Below are 23,064 nucleotides of genomic sequence, written 5' to 3' on the forward strand. Positions count from 1 at the left end.
CCCACAATCGTGCGATTGCTCAGGGTGCGGGACGCTCTAGCCTGTTATTAAGAACACTCTAGTTCCCAGGTAGTCTCTGCACCTTCCAGAAGTGTACTTCTGGCTTGGCTCAGGGTTACCTTCAGCCCGGCTGTTAAGGGTTCCCTGAATTCATCCCGTTCATCCAATATCTTTCGATATAGGCGCACCATGTTTGATGAGTCCCCTGCTCTAACCAGCTGAGCTACAGGCCCACATACGCGGCGTATTCTAGCACCATGAAATTGAGCAGTCTTCTGAATTCAATTGCATACGAAAATAAAGTAATATTCGATTAAGAAAATTTTCATAATCCGTTAATGAATTGCATTGTATGTAACAAACCGCTGCGAGGCCGGCAAAGTAAATTCTGCTCTCGTGAATGTAAGAACAAGTCGGGTAACCTGGCCTACCAAAGTTACCAGGCGCAACAGAAGCGAGGTCGGCTTAGAAAGCTGGAGTTAGTGAGAATGAATAGGGGGGCCTGTGATAAATGCGGCTACGACAGAAATTACGCCGCTCTCGAATTTCATCATTTGGATTCAGGCAAAAAATCTTTTCAGCTGGATCTTCGTTCACTGTCAAATCGCAAATGGTCGGTCATTGTGAAGGAGGCGGAGAAATGCATTCTACTTTGCTCGAATTGTCATGCGGAATTGCATAATCCTGCATGTATCATGGAGTGATATTTCGACATCCCTATCGGGATCGTGTGACGTTTAATTGGCGGAGCAGTGCCTACGCAGAGAGGCCTGGTAAAAAGTGTCCCCGCAGGTGCGGGGACGGTTTATTGGCTGGATCCCGCGGTCAAGCCGCGGGATGACATGCTTCGCAGCGGGATGACATGCTTCGCAGCGGGATGACAGTTAATCGGCGTCGATGAAGCTACGCAATTGCTCGGAACGGCTCGGGTGACGCAGCTTGCGTAACGCCTTGGCTTCGATCTGACGTATCCGTTCACGCGTGACGTCGAACTGCTTGCCGACCTCCTCGAGCGTGTGGTCGGTATTCATATCGATACCGAAGCGCATCCGCAGTACCTTGGCCTCGCGCGGGGTCAGGCTCGACAGGATTTCACGTGTCGATTCAGACAGGCCGGCATTGGTTGCCGTATCGGCCGGCAGCAGCACGTTGGTATCTTCGATAAAATCACCGAGATTTGAATCTTCGTCATCACCGATCGGGGTGGCCATGGATATCGGTTCCTTCGATATCTTGAGTACCTTGCGCACCTTGTCTTCGGGCAGATCCATGCGCTCAGCCAGTTCTTCCGGCTGCGGGTCACGCCCCAGTTCCTGCAACATCTGGCGCGAAATGCGGTTCAGCTTATTGATGGTCTCGATCATATGCACCGGGATGCGGATGGTGCGTGCCTGGTCCGCGATTGAACGCGTGATGGCCTGGCGTATCCACCAGGTGGCGTAGGTCGAAAATTTATAGCCCCTGCGATACTCAAATTTATCCACTGCCTTCATCAGGCCGATGTTGCCTTCCTGGATCAGGTCGAGGAACTGCAGTCCGCGATTGGTGTATTTTTTCGCGATCGAGATGACCAGTCGCAGGTTGGCCTCGATCATTTCCTTTTTCGCGCGGCGTGCCTTGGCTTCGCCGATCGACATCTTGCGATTAATCTCCTTGATTTCGTGGATCGACAGGTTGGAGGCCTTTTCGATGTTTTTCAGGCGCTTCTGGTAACGCAGAATTTCCTCTTTGCAGCTTCCAAGAGTCTTGACATATTTCTCTCCTGACTTCAAGTGGGTATCGATCCAGTTAAGATTGGTCTCGTTGGCCTTGAAGGTTTCGATGAATGTCCGGCGCGGCATATTCGCCTGTTTCACGCAGATGTCAAGAATGGTACGTTCGTTGGTCCGGATGCGGTTGATAACGTCTTTCAGGTTGATGCTGAGCCTGTCGATAAACAGCGGTAGCAGCTTAATCTCCATCAGTTCGTTAACGGCGCGGTTCATATTGCGCTCGTATCCCTTGACGTCACCCTTGGGGATACAGTTCATGGCGCGGTTAAACGCGCGCTCAATGGTAGTGAAGCGTTTTGCGGCTTCCTCCGGGTCCGGGCCGGTATCATCGACGTCAGCGTCTTCATCGTCTTCGCTGACCTGCGCTGCCGCTGGCAGGGGGATAGAGTTGGGATCTTCAGTCGGGTCGACGAAACCTACCAGCAGATCGCTCAGCTTGGCCTTGTCTTCCTTCACCTCGTTATAGCGTTCGAAGATCAAGCGCATCGTGTCAGGATAGCGAGCGAGCGAGCTTATCGCCTGGTTGAGGCCGTTTTCGATGCGGCGGGCGATCTTGATTTCACCCTCGCGGGTAAGCAGTTCGACCGTCCCCATTTCACGCATGTACATGCGCACCGGGTCGGTAGTACGTCCGAACTCGCTGTCGAGTGAAGCTAACGCTGCGGCCGCTTCCTCGGCCGCGTCTTCGTCCGGCTCGGTCTCGGTATCGCTCAGTATGTCCGTGGATTCTGTCGGTGCTGACTCATGGACCTTGATGCCCATGTCGTTGATCATACGGATGATGTCTTCAATCTGCTCCGGTTCAACGATCCCTTCAGGCAAATGATCGTTTACTTCGGTGTAGGTCAGAAAGCCCTGTTCCTTGCCTTTGGCAATGAGTTCTTTAAGCCGGGATTGCTGATCTTGATCCATGATGCCTCGAATTTGGTAAAAGTTTCAGTGAACACCCCAGTATATAAGACTTTATTTGGATTTTCCAAGATAAGGAGTGTCTTATATTTGATTAGTGAACAATTTTTTATGTTCCAGCTTTTCCGCGTCGGAAAGCGTTTCACCCGATTGTAGTTTGGTTATCAATTGCCGCTGTCGATGATTGACATACTGGTTCTGGAGCCTTTCCAGGCAATCGGCAAACATCCGCTCCAGGCTTTCGTCATCCTCTACCGGCGGTTCCATCGCGGCGAGCTTGTAAAGGTGGGTTTCGTGATCGTCACCTTTGAAGCGATCAAGCAGGTTCTGGGTGCTGATTTCAGGCTCATCGTGGATACGATCGAGAAGCTTGAGCAGGAGATCAATCCCGGGTATACCGCTATCGGCAAGTTCGTCGTGAGTGCCGGTCGACAGCGCCAGCGCGGGTTTCTTCAGCAGCAGGTTAATGGCGAGTCGGGTGGGGGTCCAGTGCTGCTCGGGCAGCCTGTTAAAAGCCGCTGTAGCGGGCTTCTCCTCGCCGAGCAGCCGCAACATACGCGTATCGATCCGCTGTCCGATACGCTGCTCGACCTCGGCCAGTATCTGGTCCTTCAGGCTCTGTAGCGGAATCTGCTTGAAGTAGGGTCGCAGGCGGTCGAGAAGCTGTGCCCGGCCCTCGGGTGTCCTGGTGTCGCATTCCGCCAGCAGGGTTTCAAACAGGTACTCGGTCAGGGTGGAGGATGCATCTACTTGCTGGTTGAATGCCTTGCTGCCGAATTCGCTGATAAAGCTATCCGGATCCTGGCCCTCAGGCAGGAACAGGAATTTCGCCAGACGCCCCTCCTTGAGTGAGGCCAGGCATTGTTCGAGCGAGCGCCAGGCCGCTTTCTTGCCGGCGGCATCGCCATCGAAACAAAACACGAGGTTTTTACAGACGCGAAACAGCGTCTCGATTTGCCGATTATTGATCGCGGTACCGAGCGTCGCCACCGCGGTTTTCACCCCGTGTTCGGCGAGCGCGACGACGTCCATGTATCCCTCGGTTATAAAGATACGTTCGATATTGGTGACGTCTCTCTTGAGTTCATAGAGCCCATAAATTTCATCACTTTTATGGAACAGTGGCGATTCCGGAGAGTTCAGATACTTTGGATTGTCCTCGGGATTGATCACGCGCCCGCCGAAGGCAATGGTGCGGCCGCGACGATCCCGAATCGGAAACATCAGCCGATGGCGGAAGCGATCATAAGGTTTACCCGTCTCTTTTTTTACCAGCATGCCGGTGTCGACAAGCTGCTTCTCATCGCCATCGAGGTTGTTCCAGCCCGGTGGCGCGTAGCCGATGGTAAACGCCTTCGCGGTCTGGCCGCTGATGCCTCGATTTTTCAGGTATTCGATCGCATCCGGAGTCTGCTTCAGCCGGTCTTGAAAATGTTTCGCGCATTGCTCCAGTGACTGGTACATTGATTCGAGCCCCGGCGCCGGCTTGGGCGGCGCGCTGCCCTTTTCATAGGGAACCTCGAGTCCGAGCGATTGTGCCAGCGCCTCGACGGCCTCGACGAACTCCATGTGGTCATAGTCCATCAGAAAACCGACCGCGTTACCCGATTTCTGGCAGCCGAAACAATGGTAAAACTGCTTGGTCGAGCTAACCGAAAAAGACGCGGTTTTCTCACCATGGAAGGGACAGCAGGCCCAGTACTCGCGACCTTTCTTCTTTAACGGCACGCGGCTGTCGATAACCTCGACAATATCGACCCGGTTGAGCAGGTCATCGATAAAATTACGCGGAATCCTTCCTGCCATCGCGACTAAGCCTGAGCCCGTCTGCTACGCGGCATTGCTTTGCAGGGTTTCGAGTAGAGAATCAAACTCGGCCGCTTTCGGCTTGACCATCCAGATCTTGCGCTGGAAGTGGTTGAAGTTTTCGAGTATGTACTGGCCCCACTCGCTGCGGGTTTCCTCGACATACTCGTTGATCGCAGCCTGCAGGTAGACGCGATGGCTTTCCATCGATTCGTCCGCGATGCGATGGATATCGATAAGCTCCTTGTTAACCCGGTCAATGAAGTTGCGGTCGAGGTCAAGTACATACGCAATGCCACCGGTCATGCCAGCCCCAAAATTGTAACCGGTGTTTCCCAGAATTGTAACTATACCGCCCGTCATGTACTCACAGCCATGGTCGCCAACGCCCTCGACGACCGCGTGGGCACCCGAGTTGCGTACCGCGAAACGTTCCCCGGCGAGTCCCGCGGCAAGCAACTTGCCACCGGTCGCACCGTAGAGGCATGTATTGCCGATGATGGTTGCATCCTGTGATTTGAAGTGGCTGTTGCGCGGTGGCGAGATGACGATCCTGCCCCCGGCCATGCCCTTGCCGACGTAATCGTTGGCATCGCCTTCGAGATACATATTGAGACCCCCCGCATTCCAGACACCGAAGCTCTGTCCAGCGGTACCGCTAAGGCGCAACGTGACAGGTGCGTCAGACATGCCATGGTTACCATGAAGACGCGCGATTTCACCGGACAGACGTGCGCCTATCGAGCGATGCGTATTGTTGACCTGGTATTCGAATTCACCGCTGCTGGCATTTTTAATCGCGTCGATACAATCGGTCACCATTTGCTCGGCGAGTTCGGCCTTATCCCAGGGTGGATTGCGCTCCTCGATGCAATATTGTGGTAACGCGTTATCGACACCGGCGTCCGACAGGATCGGGGCAAGGTTCAGGTTTTGCTGGCTCGAGGTATTGCCGGCCTCGACTTCAAGTAAATCGGTGCGACCGATCAGGTCTTCAAGCTTGACTACCCCGAGTGAGGCCAGGATTTCACGCACCTCCTCGGCAATAAAGCGAAAATAGTTTTTAACTTTTTCAACAGTGCCGACGTAATGCAGCTCGCGCAGCAGGTCATTTTGAGTGGCGACACCGGTGGCGCAGTTATTGAGGTGACATATGCGCAGGTACTTGCAGCCCATCGCTACCATCGGGCCAGTGCCGAAGCCGAAGCTTTCGGCCCCGAGGATCGCGGCCTTGACCACATCGAGACCGGTCTTAAGACCGCCATCGGTCTGCACCCGAACCTTGCTGCGTAACTTGTTGGCGCGCAGCACCTGGTGGGTTTCGGACAGGCCCAGCTCCCATGGAGACCCGGCATACTTAACCGATGTCAGCGGGCTCGCGCCCGTGCCGCCGTCATGGCCGGCAATCGTAATCAGGTCAGCGTAAGCCTTGGCGACGCCCGCGGCGACGGTGCCAACGCCTGCCTCGGCCACGAGCTTGACCGAAACCAGCGCCTGCGGGTTAACCTGCTTCAGGTCGAATATCAACTGTGCCAGGTCTTCGATCGAATAAATATCGTGGTGCGGGGGTGGAGAAATCAACGTGATTCCGGGTTCTGAATTGCGCAGTCGTGCAATTAGCTGGTTGACCTTGTTACCGGGCAGTTGGCCACCTTCGCCCGGCTTGGCGCCCTGGGCAATCTTGATTTGCAACACCTCGGCATTGACCAGGTAGTGCGGCGTCACGCCGAAGCGGCCCGACGCGACCTGCTTGATCCTGGAAACCTTGTCGGTGCCGAAACGCGCCGGATCTTCACCGCCTTCACCCGAGTTGGAGCGTCCGCCAAGCTGGTTCATTGCCTGCGCCAGGGTTTCATGTGCTTCCGGCGAAAGCGCGCCGAGCGACATCCCGGCAGAATCAAAACGGGCGAGGATATTGTCGCCGGGTTCGACCTTATCGATATCGATCGACTGCTGCGGTTTCAGGTGCATCAGGTCGCGCAAAGCAGTTGGGGGACGGTTATTAACGATGTTGCTGTATTTTTTCCAGTCGTCGTAGTTACCGCTGTTCACCGCTGCTTGCAGGGCATGCACGACATCCGGGTTGTAGGCGTGGTACTCGCCACCGTGGATATATTTCAGCAGACCGCCCTGTTCGATGGTTTTTCGAGGATTCCAGGCGAGCTTGTTCAGTGCCTTCTGCTCGGCCTCGAGTTCGTCAAAGCTGATGCCGTCGATCCGGCAGGTGGTTCCCGGAAAGCACAGGTCGACCACGTCCCGGTGCAGTCCGACAATCTCGAAAAGCTGTGCACCCCGATAGCTGGCGATGGTGGAAATTCCCATTTTGGAGATAATCTTGTAGAGCCCCTTGTTGATACCGCGGCGATAGTTGGTGCCGGTGTTCGGGCAGGTCAGCTCCGGTAGTTCGCCGGTGCGGGTCATGCCGACAATACTGGCATAGGCCAGGTAAGGATAAATCGCGGTGGCGCCAAATCCGAGTAGCACCGCCATCTGGTGCGAATCGCGCGCGCTGCCGGTTTCAACCACGATGTTGGTATCACAGCGGCCGCCGGTGTTGCTGAGTCGATGGTGTACGGCACCGGTTGCCAGTCCCGCGTGCACGATGAGTTGATTTCGGGGGATATCCTTGTCGCTGAGCACGACGATAACAATGCCCCTGCGCGAGGCTTTTTCGGCCTGATCCTGAACGTCGATGATCGCCTGTTTGAGTGACTTCTTATCGGGATCGTAACCGAGCGAGATGATTTCGTGGGCGTAGCCCTTGTCGTGCCAGGCCAGCAGGTCGACATACTTCTGCTCGGACAGAATCGGCGAGCTGACGATCAGGCGGTCGGCATGCTCCGCGGCCTCGTTGAATAAATTATGTTCACGTCCGAAGCAGGTTTCCAGCGACATGACGATTTTTTCACGCAGTGGATCGATCGGCGGATTCGTGACCTGGGCAAATTGCTGCCGAAAGCTGTCGAACAGTGGGCGGTGGTGGCTGGATAACACCGGTAACGGGGTATCATCACCCATTGAACCCGTCGCTTCCTGGGAATCCTGGGCCAGCACCTTTAGTATCTGGTCGCGTTCCTCGAAGCTGACCTGGAACAGTTTTTCCAGGCGCGTCAGGGTTTCCCTGGTCATCGCCAGGGCCGAGAAAGGTGAATTAACCGGGTTGGCGCTCAGGCGGATGAGTCGGTCCCGCAACCAGATTTCGTAGGGATGGCGATTTTGCAATTGCTTGTCAATATCGTCGGACATCAGCATTTTGCTGGTCTTGGTATCAATCGCGATCATTTCACCCGGTTTCAGCCGCCCCTTGGCAATGACGTCTTCCGGCGTGTAGTCCCAGACGCCGATTTCCGAGGCAAGCGTGATGTGCCGGTCCCGGGTCTGCACCCACCGTGCCGGGCGCAAACCGTTGCGATCCATGACGCAACAGGCATGACGACCGTCGGTCAGCACGATCCCGGCCGGTCCATCCCAGGGTTCCATGTGCATCGACGAAAATTCGTAAAAGGCGTGCAGTGCCGGATCCATGTGATCGACATTCTGCCATGCCGGGGGAATCAGCAGGCGTACCGCACGGAACAGGTCCATATCACCGGAGAGCAGGAAGTCGAGCATGTTATCGAGCGAACTTGAATCGGAGCCGGTCATGTTCACGATCGGCCGAATCGCCTCGATGTCCGGCAGCAGCTCGGATTTGAACTTGTAGGCACGCGCGTTTGCCCAGTTGCGGTTGCCCTGGATCGTGTTGATCTCGCCATTGTGGGCGAGGTAGCGAAACGGTTGGGCCAGCTTCCATTGCGGCCAGGTATTGGTCGAGAAGCGTTGATGGAAGACACAGATTGCCGATTCCAGCGCAGGATCGCTCAGGTCCGGATAAAAAATCGGCAGGTTTTCCGGTGTGATCAGACCTTTGTAAGACAGCACGTCGTTGGACATGCTCGAGATGTAATAGTATTCCTCGATACGGCTGTTTTCCTGCGCTTCAAAGGCTTTACCGGCGGCACGACGCGCCAGGTAAAGCGAACGGTTGAATTCGGCGCGGGATAGCTCGTCGGGCGCATTAACATAGACGTGGTAAATTGCCGGCAGCGATTGCAGCGCTTCCTCCCCACAGGCTGACTTATCGATTGGCATTTCCCGCCAGCCCGCGACCTCGAGCCCATGGTCGGCGATTTTTTCTGAAATGACGGCCTGGGAAGTTTCGGTTTCATCGTCAAAGGGAGAGATAAAAACCAGCCCCACTGCGTAACGTCGGGCGCAATGAATACCGAGTTCGGCGGCTTTGGCCCGCAGGAAAGCATCCGGTTTCTTTAGCAGCAGGCCACAACCGTCACCCGATTTTCCATCGGCCGCAACGGCGCCTCGATGCGTCAGGCGCCCGAGTGCTTCAATCGAAGTCTGGACCAGCCAATGGCTCGGCTTGTCGTCGATATTGGCGATTAGTCCGAAACCGCAGCTATCTTTTTCAAAGCCGGGGTGGTAGAGACCTGTCAGTTCCTGGTTCTTGCTCATGTTTCCAAATCGGTCATTACACAGGGACGCCATTGCAGTCCGCTGTCCGATGGGCCAGGGTGAAGCGGAATTTTCACGCGGCCAAAAGGCTAAGTAGTATACCCGCGAGTTTCGGATATTAGAAATCAGGTGGTCAGGTTAAACCGGAGTTGCACCGAATTGGTGCGCCAATTCAGGGGCCTAGCGTCTGCACTAGCTTGTCATGGTTATAATCAGCGGTCACGAAGGCATCACCAATCGCTTTTAATAAAACCAGGTTGATCTTGCCGTCAACCGCCTTCTTGTCGATCGACATGGTCTCGAGATATTGCTCGATCGAGATGTCGTCGGGCGGCGTCACCGGCAATCCTGCCTGCTGCAACAACGCGATAGTACGCTGTCGGACATCCTCGTCGATCCATCCCTCGCGAATCGATAAGTCGATGGCCATGACCATGCCGGCCGCCACGGCCTCGCCATGCAGCCAGATGCCGTACCCCTTCACGGTTTCGATCGCGTGCCCGAAGCTGTGCCCGAGATTCAGGATCGCGCGCAGTCCTGCCTCGCGTTCGTCCTGTTCAACCACGCGCGCCTTGTCCTGGCAAGAGACCATGACCGCTTGTGCGAGTAATTCCTGATCCAGTTTCAGCAGGCCTGCCATGTTGCTCTCGAGCCAGTTGAAAAAATCGGCATCGCAAATCAAACCGTACTTGATCACCTCGGCGAGACCGGCGCTCAACTCCCTTGCAGGCAGGGTCTTCAGGGTATTGATATCGGCGATCACGCACTGTGGCTGGAAGAAGGCACCGATCATATTTTTACCGAGTGGATGATTAACACCGGTTTTACCGCCGACCGACGAATCCACCTGTGACAGCAATGTCGTCGGGATCTGGATAAAATTCACACCCCGCTGATAAATGCTCGCCGCAAAACCGGCAATATCGCCAATCACACCGCCACCCAGCGCGATGAGCGTCGTACGTCGATCATGTCGCCGGGTAAGCAGCAAATCGATGGTAGACTCTACCGCCGCCATCGTCTTGTATTGCTCACCGTCCTCGAGAATGATCTCGTCGCGACGAATGCCTGCGCCATCGAGTGCCTGCTGAACAGCATCAATATAAAGCGGCGCGACGGTGGAATTGGATACGATTAACGCCGAGCGGCCGTGGATGTGCTGCTCGAATATTTCGGCTTCACCGAGCAAGTCGGTGCCGATATAAATCGGGTAACCGCGATCGCCAAGATCTACCTCAAGCCTGTGGTTGATGTGCATGTTTATTTCAAACTGTCGGGCAACTGGTTAATGATATCAGCTGCGAGGCGCCGCGCCACGCGCTTGTCGGTTTTAACCACCAGGTCTGCAAGATCAAGATAAATCGGTCGTCGATCCGCCAACAGCGATTCAAGTCGTTCTCGTGGATTCTCGGTCTGTAGCAGTGGTCTTTTCTTGTCACGCCGCAGGCGTTGTAGCTGTTGGTTTACCGTTGTGTCGAGAAACACGATGTACCCTCTTTGTTTCAGCAGTTGCCGGTTTTCACTACGCAATACGGAGCCACCGCCGGTCGCGATAACGCAATTATTTTCGCTCAGCAGCTCGCGCAGCGCATTGGATTCGCGGTCACGAAATCCCTGTTCACCTTCGATGTCGAAGATCCGTGCGATATCAACGCCGGTGCGTTCCTCGATGTAGTGATCGCTGTCCCGGAATTCGCGGTGTAGACGCCCGGCAATGATATTGCCAATCGTCGATTTGCCGGAACCCATCGGGCCGACCAGGATGATGTTGCGTTGGTTCATGCGGCTATGATAACCGCAAACAAAAAAAAGGCAGCCACCCGGGCTGCCTTTTAATCGCCTGATTTTCCGGCTTAACGGATATCGAGGTTTGCACCCTGCAGGATTTTCGGTGTAACAAATATCAGTAACTCGGTGCGGTCATCAACTTCAATCGTTGACTTGAACAGGTTTCCGATGAATGGCAGATCGCTGAAGAATGGTACCCGGGTCACCTGGCTTGTTTTTTCGGTTTCATAGATACCGCCGAGCACTACGGTTTGACCATTATCGACCAGTAGTTGCGATTGTACTTCGCGCGTATCAATACTCGGCGCTGATAATCCGGCACCAAAGGCCACGGTTTCACCGACGTTATCCTTGTGTACGTCAAGATCCATGATAACGCGGTCGTCCGGCGTGATTTGTGGTGTAACCTCGAGCGAGAGGACGGCTTTTCTAAATTTCAAAGTCGCGTCGCCGTCGTCGAGTTCGAGATAGGGAATCTCCACACCCTGCTCGATACGCGCGGTATGTGAATCAGCCGTGATGACGCGTGGGCTCGATACGACTTCGCCACGGCCTTCAATTTGCGCGGCCGAAAGTTCCAGTTCAAGCAGGGTTCCAAGCGGTAGCTTGGCCAGCGCCAGTGCGAAGCTACCGGCCGGGTTTTGCACCGGCAGGTTAACATTCAGTCCATCCAGTGCGTTGAAGGTATTGTCATTCACCAGGCTTGTAATACCGGTAAGGTTGCCGGCGGTAACGGTGGTTTCTCCCGGTACTTGCAGCGCTCCCTGGCTATCGTTGCTGATACCGAAGCGCACACCCAGCTCCTTGCTGAAGTCATCGTTGGCAATGACCACCCGGGATTCGATTAATACCTGGCGCACCGGGATATCCAACTCGGCAAGCAGTATGCGAACATTCGACAGGCTGGAGTTGGTGTCCTTGATCAGCAGGGTATTGGTGCGTTCGTCGACGCTGACCGAACCGCGCGGTGACAGGATCGCGTTATCCTTCAATTTCAGAAGATCAGCCATGTCAGCCGCCTTGGCGTAGTTGACCTTGATAAACTCGGTCCGCAGGCGCTCGAGTTCTTCCACCTGCTTGCGCGACTCGAGTTCGAGCTTTTCGCGTGCCGCTATTTCATCAGTCGGTGCGATCAGGATTACGTTACCGGCCTTGCGTTGATCCAGGCCCTTGGTCTTGAGGATGATATCCATCGCCTGGTCCCAGGGTACATTTTTCAAACGCAGTGTCAGGTTTCCTTCAACCGAGTCTGAAACAACCAGGTTGAGACCGGTGAAATCGGCGAGCAGCTGCAGCACCGAACGTACTTCGATATCCTGGAAGTTAAGTGACAGTCTTTCGCCGGTAAAGCCGAATTTTTCTTTCTTCTTCTTTTCCTCTTCTTCCTTCGATATCGGGGCAACTTCAATCGTATAAACTCGATCGGTCTGGTAGGCGAGATGTTCGAAATCGCCGAGCGACGAGATCGCCATACGAATATTGGCGCCTTCCTGAATGGCGTCGATGTAGCTGATCGGTGTTGCAAAGTCACTAACGTCCATGCGACGCTGCAATTCGTTGGGTAACTGTGAACCGATCATCTCGACATAGACAATATTATTTTCACGCCATACGTCGGTACTGATAGAGGTAGACGTGAGATCAATTATGACGCGTCCCTCTCCATTCGGACCGCGTTTGAAATCAACATTGGTGACGCCCTTGGCGATAGCCGATACCGCCGGTGTGGATTCGGTAATACTTGTGGTTCCGCTGGCAGCGGGTTGGGAGGCAGACGCAGGCAGAACGCTTTGATCTCCGCCAGCGAGGGTCAGGGTAACCTGGTTGCCACTAACACTGGTGGCGTAATCAGCCTTCTGGGAAAGGTTGAGTACGACGCGGGTTCGATTCTTGGAGGCGGCGGTTATGATACTTTGCATCGAACCGATGCCTACCTGCATGCTGCGTTGCTGCAGCTTGTTTTCGGTTTCGCTAAAATCGAGCGCGATACGGGCGGGTTCGTCGATTGTAAAAGTGCGTGGTGCAACAGCGGTATCGTCGAAGGTAAACACCACCTGGACCGTGTTGCCCGTCATCACCGAGTAATCGAGACCGATCAGTGCCCGTGCCGAAGCGTCGCCAAAGGCCAACAGGAGCAGTCCCGCCAGCGAGGCTTTCAGTAATCCCGTTATTTTCATTTTACTACTCACACTTTTCATGGTGTTTCCTCTCGTTACTCAATCAGCGCGACCGCCGATGAGCGCTCGATATAGTTTCCCAGACCGTCAGGGACAATTTCTGTTAATTCAATAATCTGGTCAGTAACCGAAAGAATTCGGCCATGGTTCTGTCCCATGTAGTTACCCTCGATCACACGATGAATCGTATTATCGGGTGCAAAAATAAGGCCCCATTTGATGCCGTCTTTATCGTCGATAGTGCCCTTCAGGCGCAGCGTATCAAGAGGGAAGTCTTCAAGCGGTTCTCTCACTCGATCGATGTCGGGTCTAAGGCCCGAGGCGAGTTCGTTAATTTCTTCAGGATTTTCGTCGGGACGCCTGAAATCGACCAGCTTGAAAGGGTCACGTAAATCGTGCGAGGCGTACTCAAAATTCTGGTACGGTTGAAACTCCGGGATCGGTTCGATCCGTCCGGGCGGACGCTCCCTGATCTCCTGCACGAATTGTTGCAGATCCCCGAGACCGGCACCGCAGCCTGAAAGCAGCGTGGCAAGAATACCCAGAAGAATAAATTTCGGAGAGGCTTTTGAGCGTCCTGTCATTGCTCATCCTCCTGAAGGTAACGATAGGTCTTGGCAGTCGCTGCCATTTTCAGCTTCCCGCTCAGATCATCCTTCTCGAACGGCTCCAGCTTCATATCGCTGATGGTGACAATACGGGGTAACGCAGCGATGCCGCTGATAAAAGTGGCAAGCTGGTGGTAAGAACCCGAGACTTCGAGAGAAATCGGCAATTCGGCGTAAAATCCTTTCTTTTCTTCTGCGCTGGGCTTGAACTTTTTGATCTCGAGACCCGCGGCAAGACCAGTTTGCGACACGTCAACCAACAGGGACTCTACCTCGGTGGTTTCCGGTAACTGTCGCAACAACGCGCCGAAAGAGGCTTCCATTTCGGCAAGTTGCTCTTTATATAGTTCAAGCTTTGCAGCCTGGTCTGCCTTGACCTTGAATTCTTCTTTAAGCTCAACTTCCTTCTTTTCGTGTCGTTCCAGGACTTTCAACTGGTCCAGGGTGAGGAAGTAAATGCCCGCGCCAATGATCGCCACCATCAAGAAGAGGCATACGCTAAGCTTGATACCCTTCGGCGCAGAGCCTATGTTGTCGGGTTCAAGGTGATGCTGGATCTCTTCCCAATTCATTTCAGACCTCCATCATCGCTTTCCTCTTCAGTCGCATTCGGCGATGTCTGTTTTACCGTCAGGGTGAAGGTGCTGATGCGATTAACCGTGATATCTTCAATCTCGATAACGGTTAGATTCGGATCCTTGAGCCAATCCGAAGCGGACAGGTTGCGCATATAGGTTGAAACCCGAGCGTTGGATTCTGCTTCGCCGTTGATCAACAGGTTACTCCCGGTCTGGGTTAGCGATTCGAGGTAAACACCATTCGGAACCGTTGAAACAATTTCGCTGAACAGATGTACGATTGAAGGACGGCTTGCCTGCAAATCCTGGATAACCTCCATACGTTCAACCAGGCTACGTCGTACTTTTTGCAGTTCCCGAATTTCCTTGATTTCATCATCAAGTTTTTTGATTTCATTGGTCATGAAATTATTGCGCGATAGCTGGTAGTCTATTTTTGACTGCATCTGGAAATAAACTAAACCGTAAATGGCTCCAGCCAACACAATGCTCATAAACGCCATCATGAAGAATTCTTTTTTCTGCTCCTGGCGCAGCTCTTCGCGCCAGGGGAGTAGGTTGATCTTGGTAATGATCATGAGTATTCGACTCCTCGGATGGCTAGTCCCGCAGCAATCAGGAAGGCGGGTGCATCTGCTTCGAGATTAGCCTTGTTGACGCGACTCGTGGCAGACATGTCCGCAAAAGGGTTTGCAATCGAGGTCGGAACACCAATGTGGGATTCGGTCAGTTCTGCCAGATTTGGCAATGCGGCGGTGCCACCGGCCAGTACCAGGTGATCAATATCACCGATCGGGCCTCCAGCCGAGTAAAAGAACTGCAGAAAACGGCTAACCTGCTGGGCGGTGGTCTCTTTAAAGGGCTCGAGTACTTCGGGTTCATAGTTATCCGGCAAACCACCCTGGCGCTTGGCGAGCCCGGCCTCTTCATAGGATAAGCCGTAGCGGCGCATAATTTCTTCGGTCAACTGTTTGCCGCCAAAATTCTGTTCACGCGTATAGATCAAGTTGTGATTGTGAATCACGCTGAGACTGGTCATGGTCGCACCGATGTCAACAATGGCAATGGTCTTGTCCATACCTTCGTCCGGCATTTGAGACGCCATTGCAGAGAATACGGTTTCGACCGTGTAGGCCTCGATATCGACAATTTTGGGTGTCAGGCCGGCAAGTTCGACCGCCGCGACGCGATCGTCGACGTTCTCGCTGCGACAGGCAGCCAGCAGAACGTCAACAGTTTCGGGATTGGTATCGGTTTCACCGATAACGTGGAAATCAAGATTTACTTCCTCGAGGGGATATGGAATATACTGGTCGGCCTCGAGCTGGATCTGGCCTTCCATCTCGTCTTCGGAAAGACTGGCAGGCATGGTGATTTTCTTCGTGATGACCGATGAACCGGAAACAGCAATGGCACAATACTTGGTTTTTATTTTTGACTTGGCGAGCGCACGCTTTACACTCTCGCCTACTGATTCGACTTCGGCGATGTTTTTCTCGACGACCGCGTTAGCTGGAAGGGGTTCTACCCCGATACCTTCTATTCGGTAACTGGAACCGGTTTTGCTGAGTTCCATCAACTTGACCGATGTAGAACTGATATCTAGCCCAATAAGCGGCGGTTTTTTACGCGATAAAAACACCGGTATCCCTCGTCAATGTGCCTGTGATACTCGATCTTACTATGATAAATTACATTAAGATCTAGTCGTAAGTATTTAAAATGTTAAATTATTCTGATTAAACAAAAAGGAGTCTAGTGCAAGAATCTATACTTGTCGATACTTTTCATGTAACCGTTTATGTGTATAGCCTAACTTAATGAAAAAGCTAGTAAAAATTGTCTCTTGGTTGTTTGCCGCGGGTTCGATCGTTCTGATCGCAGGGGCGTTTTATATCTATGCTGTTTTGGTTCCCACGCTGCCTTCCATCGAGCATCTTGAAGATGCCCAGTACCAGGTGCCGTTGCGCATTTATGACAAGAATGAAATCTTGCTGGCCGAGTTCGGGGAACATCGTCGTATCCCCGTGAATTTCGACAAGATTCCGCGTTACCTGATTGATGCCGTGGTCGCGGTTGAGGATGATCAATTCTGGAATCATTCGGGCATCGATTTTTATGCGTTGGGTGCTGCTGCCTACGAGGTTGCGACCACCGGCCGAAAAACCCGCGGCGGAAGTACCATAACCATGCAGGTCGCTCGAAATTTTTTCCTGAGCCCGGAACAGACCTATGCACGCAAGTTCAATGAAATCCTGCTCGCGTGGAAGATCGAAAGCGAATTGGACAAGGAAAAGATCGTAGAGCTTTACCTCAATAAAATTTTTCTCGGTCATCGTGCATATGGCATAAGTGCAGCATCGCAGGTTTACTACGACAAGCAGCTTGGGGACCTGACCCTGGCGCAGGCAGCAATGATTGCTGGGTTACCCAAGGCGCCGTCCAAGTACAATCCGATATCCAACCCGGATCGGGCGCTGATTCGCCGTAACTACATTCTCGGGCGCATGCGTATCCTGAATTATATCGAGGAGGAGGAATTCCAACTGGCGCTCAACGAACCGATAACCGCCGAGTTACATAAAACCCGAATCTCTGCCGAGGCCCAGTATGTGTCCGAGCAGGTGCGGGCGCAGTTATTCGAACAGTATGGTGAAGAGGTTTACAAGGCAGGCCTCAAGGTTTACACAACGATAGATGGTGAACTTCAGGCAGTCGCTAACCGTGAGCTGCGTAGTGCCTTGCTCGATTACGATCGACGACACGGTTACCGTGGAGTGATTGACAAGATCGATTTGACCGAGGTTATCGAAGACCCTTTTGAAGAGGAGATGGTGCTCGACGAGCAAATTGGGGGATTACGCAAGGGTGTCGTAATCTCGATTAACGAGGCCATCCCCCCGAGCGCAGATGGTAGCACCGAGGGTGTGCCCGAGAGCGCGACCGTACTGATTTCGAATTATGAGCAAATTGTCATGCTGTTCGAGGGTGGTATCGATTGGGCCGCAAAGTTTATCGATGTTGACAACCAGGGACCGAAACCGGAAAAAATTGAGGACGTGCTCGCGGTCGGCGACGTGATATGGCTCGAGTGGCGTGATTCAAAGTGGTTACTCGCTGACGTGCCCACGGTAGATGGCGCCCTGGTGTCGATCGATCCCTCGGATGGGGGCATCCAGGCAATGGTGGGTGGTTTCGATTACTTCAAGAACAAGTTTAATCGTGCAACGCAGGCGCGACGTCAACCGGGTTCGAACTTCAAACCGTTTATATACTCGGCTGCCCTGGAAAAAGGCTTTACCGCGGCGACTATCATCAATGATGCACCGGTGGTTTTTGACGATGACTCGCTGGAGGCCACCTGGCGTCCGGAAAATTACTCGGGAAAATTCTACGGTCCTACGCGAATGCGAGAAGCGCTCGTTAAATCGCGTAACCTGGTCTCTATCCGCATATTGCAGTCGATCGGTCTGCGCTATGCCACCAGTTACATCCAGCGCTTTGGATTCGAACGCGAGCACATGCCATACGACTTATCGCTGGCTCTCGGTAGCGGAACATTTTCGCCCTTGCAGATGGCCCGGGCCTACGCGGTGTTCTCCAACGGCGGCTATCTGATAGATCCCTATATTATAAGTAGGGTCGAGTCGGGCACCGGCGAGGTAATTTACCAGCATAATCCCCAAACCGTTTGCCAGGGATGCGAAACGGAAAGCCTGGACCAGCTAACGGCAATTGAAGCCGCGGCCATTGCACAACAGGAGGTGGAACAGGAGGCCGCAGCGGTTAAGGCAAGCGACGAAAGTCAGCCCTCGGCTGATGGCACAGATGAACTCGAGAGCGGTATTGCTGTCGCGATTGAAGGGTCGTCCGCAGAACCGGGGCGCCGATATGCGCCACGCGTGATATCAGCACAGAATGCCTACATCATGCGATCGATGATGCGTGAAGTGGTGCAACGCGGTACCGCAGTGCGCGCGAAAGCATTGGGTCGCAACGATATCGCGGGGAAAACGGGAACCACCAACGATCAAATTGATGCCTGGTTTAGCGGTTTTAATGACCAGGTAGTGACGACTACCTGGGTGGGATTTGATAACCAGCGTCATATGGGTAACCGTGAAACCGGAGGGCGCGCGGCCCTGCCCATGTGGATCGGTTTTATGCGTGCTGCGCTTGAAGGGCGGCCGGAAAATTTGCAGGAACAACCCGAAGGCCTGATCACCATTCGTATCGATGGTGAAACCGGAAAACGAGCGGATGTTGATACCCGTAACAGCCTGTTCGAAGTTTTTCGTGTTGATAATGCGCCAAAAGAAAAAACCCTGGCGAGATCGAATAGCAGTAGTAGCTCGGGCGGGGTGGTAGTCAACGCTCCCGAGACTGAAGATGAGATCGTCGAAGACATCTTTTGAGCCCAGTTATCATTCCGCTGAGCCCAGCCGTTGTCGTCCCGCGGTTTGACCGCGGAATCCCCATTTACAATTTACCTTCGATGTTACTTCTGGATCCCGGATAAGAGCTGGCGCACTCTCCGGGATGACGCCGCTTTTGGCGGCGTCATTTACGAATGTCAAAACCGAATTCGTGAACCGAATCGATCAGAACACCCAGGTGATCGGGGTCGACCGCCGGGTGAATACCATGCCCGAGATTGAAAACGTGTCCCGGATGGTTGCCGAACCGAGCAATGATGTCCTGTACTTTTGCGCGGATGGTTTCAGGATCGGCATACAGCACGCAGGGATCGAGGTTACCCTGTAATGCGACCCTGTCTCCGACACGCGAGCGCGCCTCGTCAATGTCAATTGTCCAGTCGAGTCCGAGCGCATCGCAACCGGTATCTGCAATGTTTTCCAACCACTGCGCACCGCCCTTGGTGAACAATGTCACCGGGATGATCTGCCCTTCATGTTCACGCTTCAGGCCGGAGACGATCTGTTGCATGTAGTTGAGTGAGAAGTCACGGTAGGTTTGCGGAGTGAGCACACCACCCCAGGTATCAAAGATCATTACGGCCTGCGCGCCAGCCTCGATTTGTGCATTGAGATAAGCGGTGACCGCTCTAGCCAGGGTATCTAGCAACTGGTGTAGCGCTGACGGGCTTTCGTACATCATTCCTTTTATATAGCGATACTCCTTGGAACTGCCGCCCTCGACCATGTAGGTCGACAGGGTCCACGGGCTGCCGCTAAATCCGATCAACGGCACCTGGCCATTCAGCTCCTGTCGAACCAGGCTGACCGCATCGGTCACATAATTCAGGCTGTCGCCCGGGTCGGGAATGCCGAGGGCATTGATATCAACCAGGCTGCGCAGCGGGCGTTCGAATTTCGGGCCTTCGCCTTCAACGAAATAAAGACCGAGTCCCATCGCGTCCGGAATCGTCAGGATATCGGAAAACAGGATTGCCGCATCCAGATCGAAGCGTCGCAACGGCTGCAGCGTGACCTCGCAGGCGAGTTCCTTGTTTTTACACAGGTCAAGAAAACTACCGGCCTGTTTGCGCGTTGCCCGGTACTCGGGCAGGTAGCGACCTGCCTGGCGCATTATCCACACGGGCGTGGTGTCGGTCGGTTGGCGCAGCAATGCCCTGATCAAACGATCATTCTTAAGTACCGGTTGACTCATCAAACCTCCAGGTAATCAAGAATGCCTTCAGCGGCCTGGCGTCCCTCGTAGATCGCGGTCACGACCAGGTCTGAACCACGCACCATGTCGCCACCCGCAAACACCTTCGGATTACTGGTCTGAAACGGGAATTCCGCCTGTTCGGGGGCAACAACGTGCCCGCCATCATCCATTGCGATGGTATGGTCAACAAACCAGTCAGCCGGGCTCGGTCGAAAACCGAATGCAATCACCACCACGTCAGCGGGCAGGATCTCCTCGGAACCAGGAACGACTTCCGGGCGGCGTCTGCCCTGTTCGTCGGCCTCACCGAGCTCGGTGGAAATGAGCCTGATGCCTTCAACCTTGCCGTTGCCGACAATCTCGAGCGGTTGCCGGTTGTACAGGAACTCGATGCCTTCCTCCATTGCGTTATCGACTTCGCGCATCGAGCCAGGCATGTTTGCGCGGTCACGTCGATAGGCGCAGGTAACGCCGGTTGCGCCCTGGCGGATCGCGGTGCGGACGCAGTCCATTGCGGTGTCGCCGCCACCCAGCACGACAACCTGCTTGTCCTTGAAGTCGATAAACGCGGGCTTGTCACCACCGAACTCGATTTGATCGTAGATATTTGCGACCAGGTAAGGCAGGGCCTCGTAAACCCCCGGTTTATCCTCACCAGGAAAGTCGCCTTTCATATAAGTGTAGGTACCCATGCCGAGGAACACTGCATCATAGTCGGCGAGCAGTTGCTCAAACGCCAGGTCTTTGCCAATTTCAGTATTGAGGCGGAACTCTATGCCCATATCCTCGAACATCTTTCGGCGCCGCGTGATGACTTCTTTCTCGAGCTTGAACGGTGGGATACCGAAGGTCAACAGGCCACCGATTTCAGGGTATTTGTCGAACACCACGCAGGATATGCCATTGCGGGTCAACACGTCGGCACAGGCGATCCCGGCCGGGCCGGCGCCAATGACCGCAGCTTTTTTACCACTGGCGGTAACATTGGAAAGGTCGGGCGTCCAGCCCAGCTCGATTGCCTTGTCGGTAATATACTTTTCAACCGAGCCGATCGTGACCGCACCGAATCCGGTATTCAGCGTGCAGGCGCCTTCGCATAACCGGTCCTGGGGGCAGATGCGTCCGCAAACCTCCGGCAGGCTGTTGGTCTTGTGAGACATTTCGACAGCTTCCATCAGGTTGCCTTCGGCAACCAGTTTGAGCCAGTTAGGAATATAGTTATGGACCGGGCATTTCCACTCGCAATAAGGATTGCCGCACTCGATGCAGCGTTCGGCCTGTTCGGCGGCCTCCTGTTGTTCGTAATCGCCGTAGATTTCGCCGAATTCGTTTACCCGCACAAATGCCGGTTTTTTACCGGGATCGGTGCGTTGCACTTCCAGGAACTGGAAAACATTTGGCATTGTGGCTAGGCGGAGAGCCGCGACTTGATTAGCTGGCTGACTTTTCCCATATCTGCGCGCCCCTGCAGCTGGGGTTTGAGCGCAGCCATTAACTTGCCCATATCTTTAATGGTGGCAGCACCCGTGGAAGCGATAGACTGTTCTACGAGGTCATTGATTTCTGCCTCGGACAACGCCTCCGGCAGGTACTCCTGGATGATGTCGATCTCGGCCTGCTCGATCGCCACCAGGTCGTCTCGTCCCGCATCACTATAGTGGGTGATTGATTCACGGCGCTGCTTGGCCATTTTATCGAGCACCGCGAGGATGCGGGTATCGTCAAGTTCGATGCGTTCGTCGACTTCAATTTGCTTGATTGCGGCGAGTATCAGGCGGACAACACCCAGACGTTGTTTGTCACCGCTTTTCATCGATGACTTCATGTCGGACATTAATTTTGGTTTTAGCGTACTCGACATGGCGCGCCGGTTTAATAGAGACGTCTGCGAGTACCGAAATCCTTGGAAATGCGCTTGAAGTTGCGCTTTACTGCGGCGGCTGATTTGCGCTTGCGAACGGCGGTGGGTTTTTCGTAGTGTTGACGACGACGGGTTTCGGTGAGGACACCCGCTTTTTCACAAGAGCGCTTGAAACGACGCAGTGCGAAATCAAATGGTTCGTTGTCCTTTACTTTAACTGATGGCATATTTATTGATCCAGTAAGTTAACGGTGGCGCCATGTTACTGGCTCCGGCTTCAAGAGCCGGCCAATTATAAGGAGGCAGCACCAAATATCAATCTCAAGCGGTAATTAATAGCCTGTTTTTATGAAAGTTTTGGGTATCGAAAGCTCCTGCGACGAGACCGGTATCGCGGTTTACGATAGCGATAGCGGACAGATCTGGCAGCGTCTCTACTCGCAAGTTGCAAAGCATCGCGAGTACGGTGGAGTCGTGCCGGAACTTGCTTCACGTGATCATGTTGTCAAGGCAGCGCCGATGCTCGGCGAGATCCTGGACGAAATCGGCGGTATCGATGCGATTGACGCCATCGCCTATACCCGGGGCCCGGGATTGATCGGGGCCTTGATGGTCGGCGCCAATCTCGCCCATGGGTTGGCCTGGGCGCTCGATAAGCCGTTGCTCGGTGTGCATCACATGGAGGGACATCTGCTGGCACCGATGTTGGCCGATGAACAACCTGAATTACCCTTCGTCGCGTTGTTGGTATCGGGCGGACATACGCTATTGGTAGATGTCAGAATGCTCGGTGACTATCGTATTCTTGGTGAATCGCTCGACGATGCGGTCGGGGAAGCCTTTGATAAAACCGCGAAATTGATGGATTTGCCATACCCGGGTGGCCCTGAACTGGCGGCTCTTGCCGATTCGGTGACGCAATCCCGATTCGAATTCCCGCGACCGATGACCAAACGCCCCGGACTTGATTTCAGTTTCAGTGGACTGAAAACGGCGGCGCTAAATATCGTTAAACAACATGCACCACTCGACGACAGGTTGCGGGCCGAGATCGCATTTGCCTTCCAGCAAGCCGTTGTCGATACGCTGTGTATCAAGTGCAAACGCGCACTGGAGGAGACTGGTTACCGGAATCTCGTCGTTGCCGGCGGCGTCGGTGCGAATCGACGATTGCGGCAGGTTCTCGACAAGCTGGGACAGGTGCAAGGTACCCGGATTCACTTCCCGGCGCTGGAATATTGCACCGATAACGGTGCAATGATCGCCTATGCCGGAGCATTGCGCCTGTTACATGGCCAGGTCGATGACCCGGCCTGCGATGTGCTGGCTCGCTGGTCGCTCGAAACGTTACCGGTCATTCCAGCGTAAGCGGCCCCACGCATACCCGGGATTGACGTATCGAAATAGCTGTATATAAGGAAT

The 23,064-nt window shown here is 54.0% G+C and carries 16 protein-coding genes; 2 read left to right on the forward strand and 14 right to left on the reverse strand.

Annotated features, from left to right (window positions below):
- Nucleotides 1-884: 884 nt before the first annotated feature.
- The 10 genes from rpoD to OES20_13605 all read right to left on the reverse strand — a co-directional run bounded on the left by rpoD (nt 885) and on the right by OES20_13605 (nt 15,795).
- On the reverse strand, nt 885-2,687 hold the full coding sequence (rpoD, locus tag OES20_13560) for an RNA polymerase sigma factor RpoD (GenBank protein MDH3635721.1): 1,803 nt from the start codon (nt 2,685-2,687) through the stop codon (nt 885-887).
- A 78-nt stretch (nt 2,688-2,765) separates the two neighbouring features.
- Nucleotides 2,766-4,487 (reverse strand): DNA primase, encoded by a 1,722-nt coding sequence (dnaG, locus tag OES20_13565; GenBank protein MDH3635722.1) that lies wholly within the window; start codon nt 4,485-4,487, stop codon nt 2,766-2,768.
- A gap of 24 nt (nt 4,488-4,511) precedes the next feature.
- Nucleotides 4,512-8,996 carry a glutamate synthase large subunit gene (gene gltB / locus OES20_13570; protein MDH3635723.1) on the reverse strand — a complete coding sequence of 1,495 codons (4,485 nt, stop codon included), beginning with the start codon at nt 8,994-8,996 and terminating at the stop codon, nt 4,512-4,514.
- A gap of 172 nt (nt 8,997-9,168) precedes the next feature.
- Complete coding sequence (gene aroB, locus OES20_13575; protein ID MDH3635724.1) at nt 9,169-10,254, reverse strand: 3-dehydroquinate synthase; 1,086 nt, start codon at nt 10,252-10,254, stop codon at nt 9,169-9,171.
- A gap of 2 nt (nt 10,255-10,256) precedes the next feature.
- Nucleotides 10,257-10,778, reverse strand: coding sequence for a shikimate kinase AroK (gene aroK / locus OES20_13580; GenBank protein ID MDH3635725.1), 522 nt, complete (start codon nt 10,776-10,778; stop codon nt 10,257-10,259).
- A gap of 71 nt (nt 10,779-10,849) precedes the next feature.
- Nucleotides 10,850-12,982: a type IV pilus secretin PilQ gene (locus tag OES20_13585; protein MDH3635726.1), complete on the reverse strand. Its 2,133-nt coding sequence runs from the start codon at nt 12,980-12,982 to the stop codon at nt 10,850-10,852.
- 14 nt (nt 12,983-12,996) lie between these two features.
- A complete protein-coding gene (locus OES20_13590) occupies nt 12,997-13,545 on the reverse strand; it encodes a pilus assembly protein PilP (GenBank protein MDH3635727.1) in 549 nt (182 codons plus the stop codon).
- Nucleotides 13,542-14,141 (reverse strand): type 4a pilus biogenesis protein PilO, encoded by a 600-nt coding sequence (locus OES20_13595; protein MDH3635728.1) that lies wholly within the window; start codon nt 14,139-14,141, stop codon nt 13,542-13,544. The genes OES20_13590 and OES20_13595 overlap by 4 nt, the downstream gene beginning before the upstream one ends.
- Nucleotides 14,138-14,725 (reverse strand): PilN domain-containing protein, encoded by a 588-nt coding sequence (locus OES20_13600; protein MDH3635729.1) that lies wholly within the window; start codon nt 14,723-14,725, stop codon nt 14,138-14,140. Before OES20_13600 ends, OES20_13595 begins: the two co-directional genes overlap by 4 nt.
- Nucleotides 14,722-15,795: a pilus assembly protein PilM gene (locus tag OES20_13605; protein MDH3635730.1), complete on the reverse strand. Its 1,074-nt coding sequence runs from the start codon at nt 15,793-15,795 to the stop codon at nt 14,722-14,724. Before OES20_13605 ends, OES20_13600 begins: the two co-directional genes overlap by 4 nt.
- A gap of 172 nt (nt 15,796-15,967) precedes the next feature.
- On the opposite strand from OES20_13605, the gene OES20_13610 reads away from it, so the two are divergent.
- Nucleotides 15,968-18,562: a penicillin-binding protein 1A gene (locus OES20_13610; GenBank protein MDH3635731.1), complete on the forward strand. Its 2,595-nt coding sequence runs from the start codon at nt 15,968-15,970 to the stop codon at nt 18,560-18,562.
- A gap of 145 nt (nt 18,563-18,707) precedes the next feature.
- Here the strand turns inward: OES20_13610 and hemE are convergent, their stop codons facing one another.
- The 4 genes from hemE to rpsU are packed head-to-tail and all read right to left on the reverse strand — an operon-like array spanning nt 18,708 to nt 21,869.
- On the reverse strand, nt 18,708-19,778 hold the full coding sequence (gene hemE / locus OES20_13615; protein MDH3635732.1) for a uroporphyrinogen decarboxylase: 1,071 nt from the start codon (nt 19,776-19,778) through the stop codon (nt 18,708-18,710).
- Complete coding sequence (locus tag OES20_13620) at nt 19,778-21,184, reverse strand: FAD-dependent oxidoreductase (protein ID MDH3635733.1); 1,407 nt, start codon at nt 21,182-21,184, stop codon at nt 19,778-19,780. The genes hemE and OES20_13620 overlap by 1 nt, the downstream gene beginning before the upstream one ends.
- Nucleotides 21,185-21,189: 5 nt before the next feature.
- The gene (locus OES20_13625) at nt 21,190-21,642 is read right to left on the reverse strand and encodes a GatB/YqeY domain-containing protein (protein ID MDH3635734.1); all 453 of its coding nucleotides are present in this window, start codon (nt 21,640-21,642) and stop codon (nt 21,190-21,192) included.
- An 11-nt stretch (nt 21,643-21,653) separates the two neighbouring features.
- On the reverse strand, nt 21,654-21,869 hold the full coding sequence (rpsU, locus tag OES20_13630) for a 30S ribosomal protein S21 (GenBank protein MDH3635735.1): 216 nt from the start codon (nt 21,867-21,869) through the stop codon (nt 21,654-21,656).
- A 121-nt stretch (nt 21,870-21,990) separates the two neighbouring features.
- Here rpsU and tsaD point away from each other — a divergent pair, with 121 nt between their 5' ends.
- Nucleotides 21,991-23,010 carry a tRNA (adenosine(37)-N6)-threonylcarbamoyltransferase complex transferase subunit TsaD gene (tsaD, locus tag OES20_13635; GenBank protein ID MDH3635736.1) on the forward strand — a complete coding sequence of 340 codons (1,020 nt, stop codon included), beginning with the start codon at nt 21,991-21,993 and terminating at the stop codon, nt 23,008-23,010.
- Nucleotides 23,011-23,064 lie beyond the last annotated feature (54 nt).

This window comes from Gammaproteobacteria bacterium (genome assembly GCA_029862005.1).
GTDB lineage: Bacteria > Pseudomonadota > Gammaproteobacteria.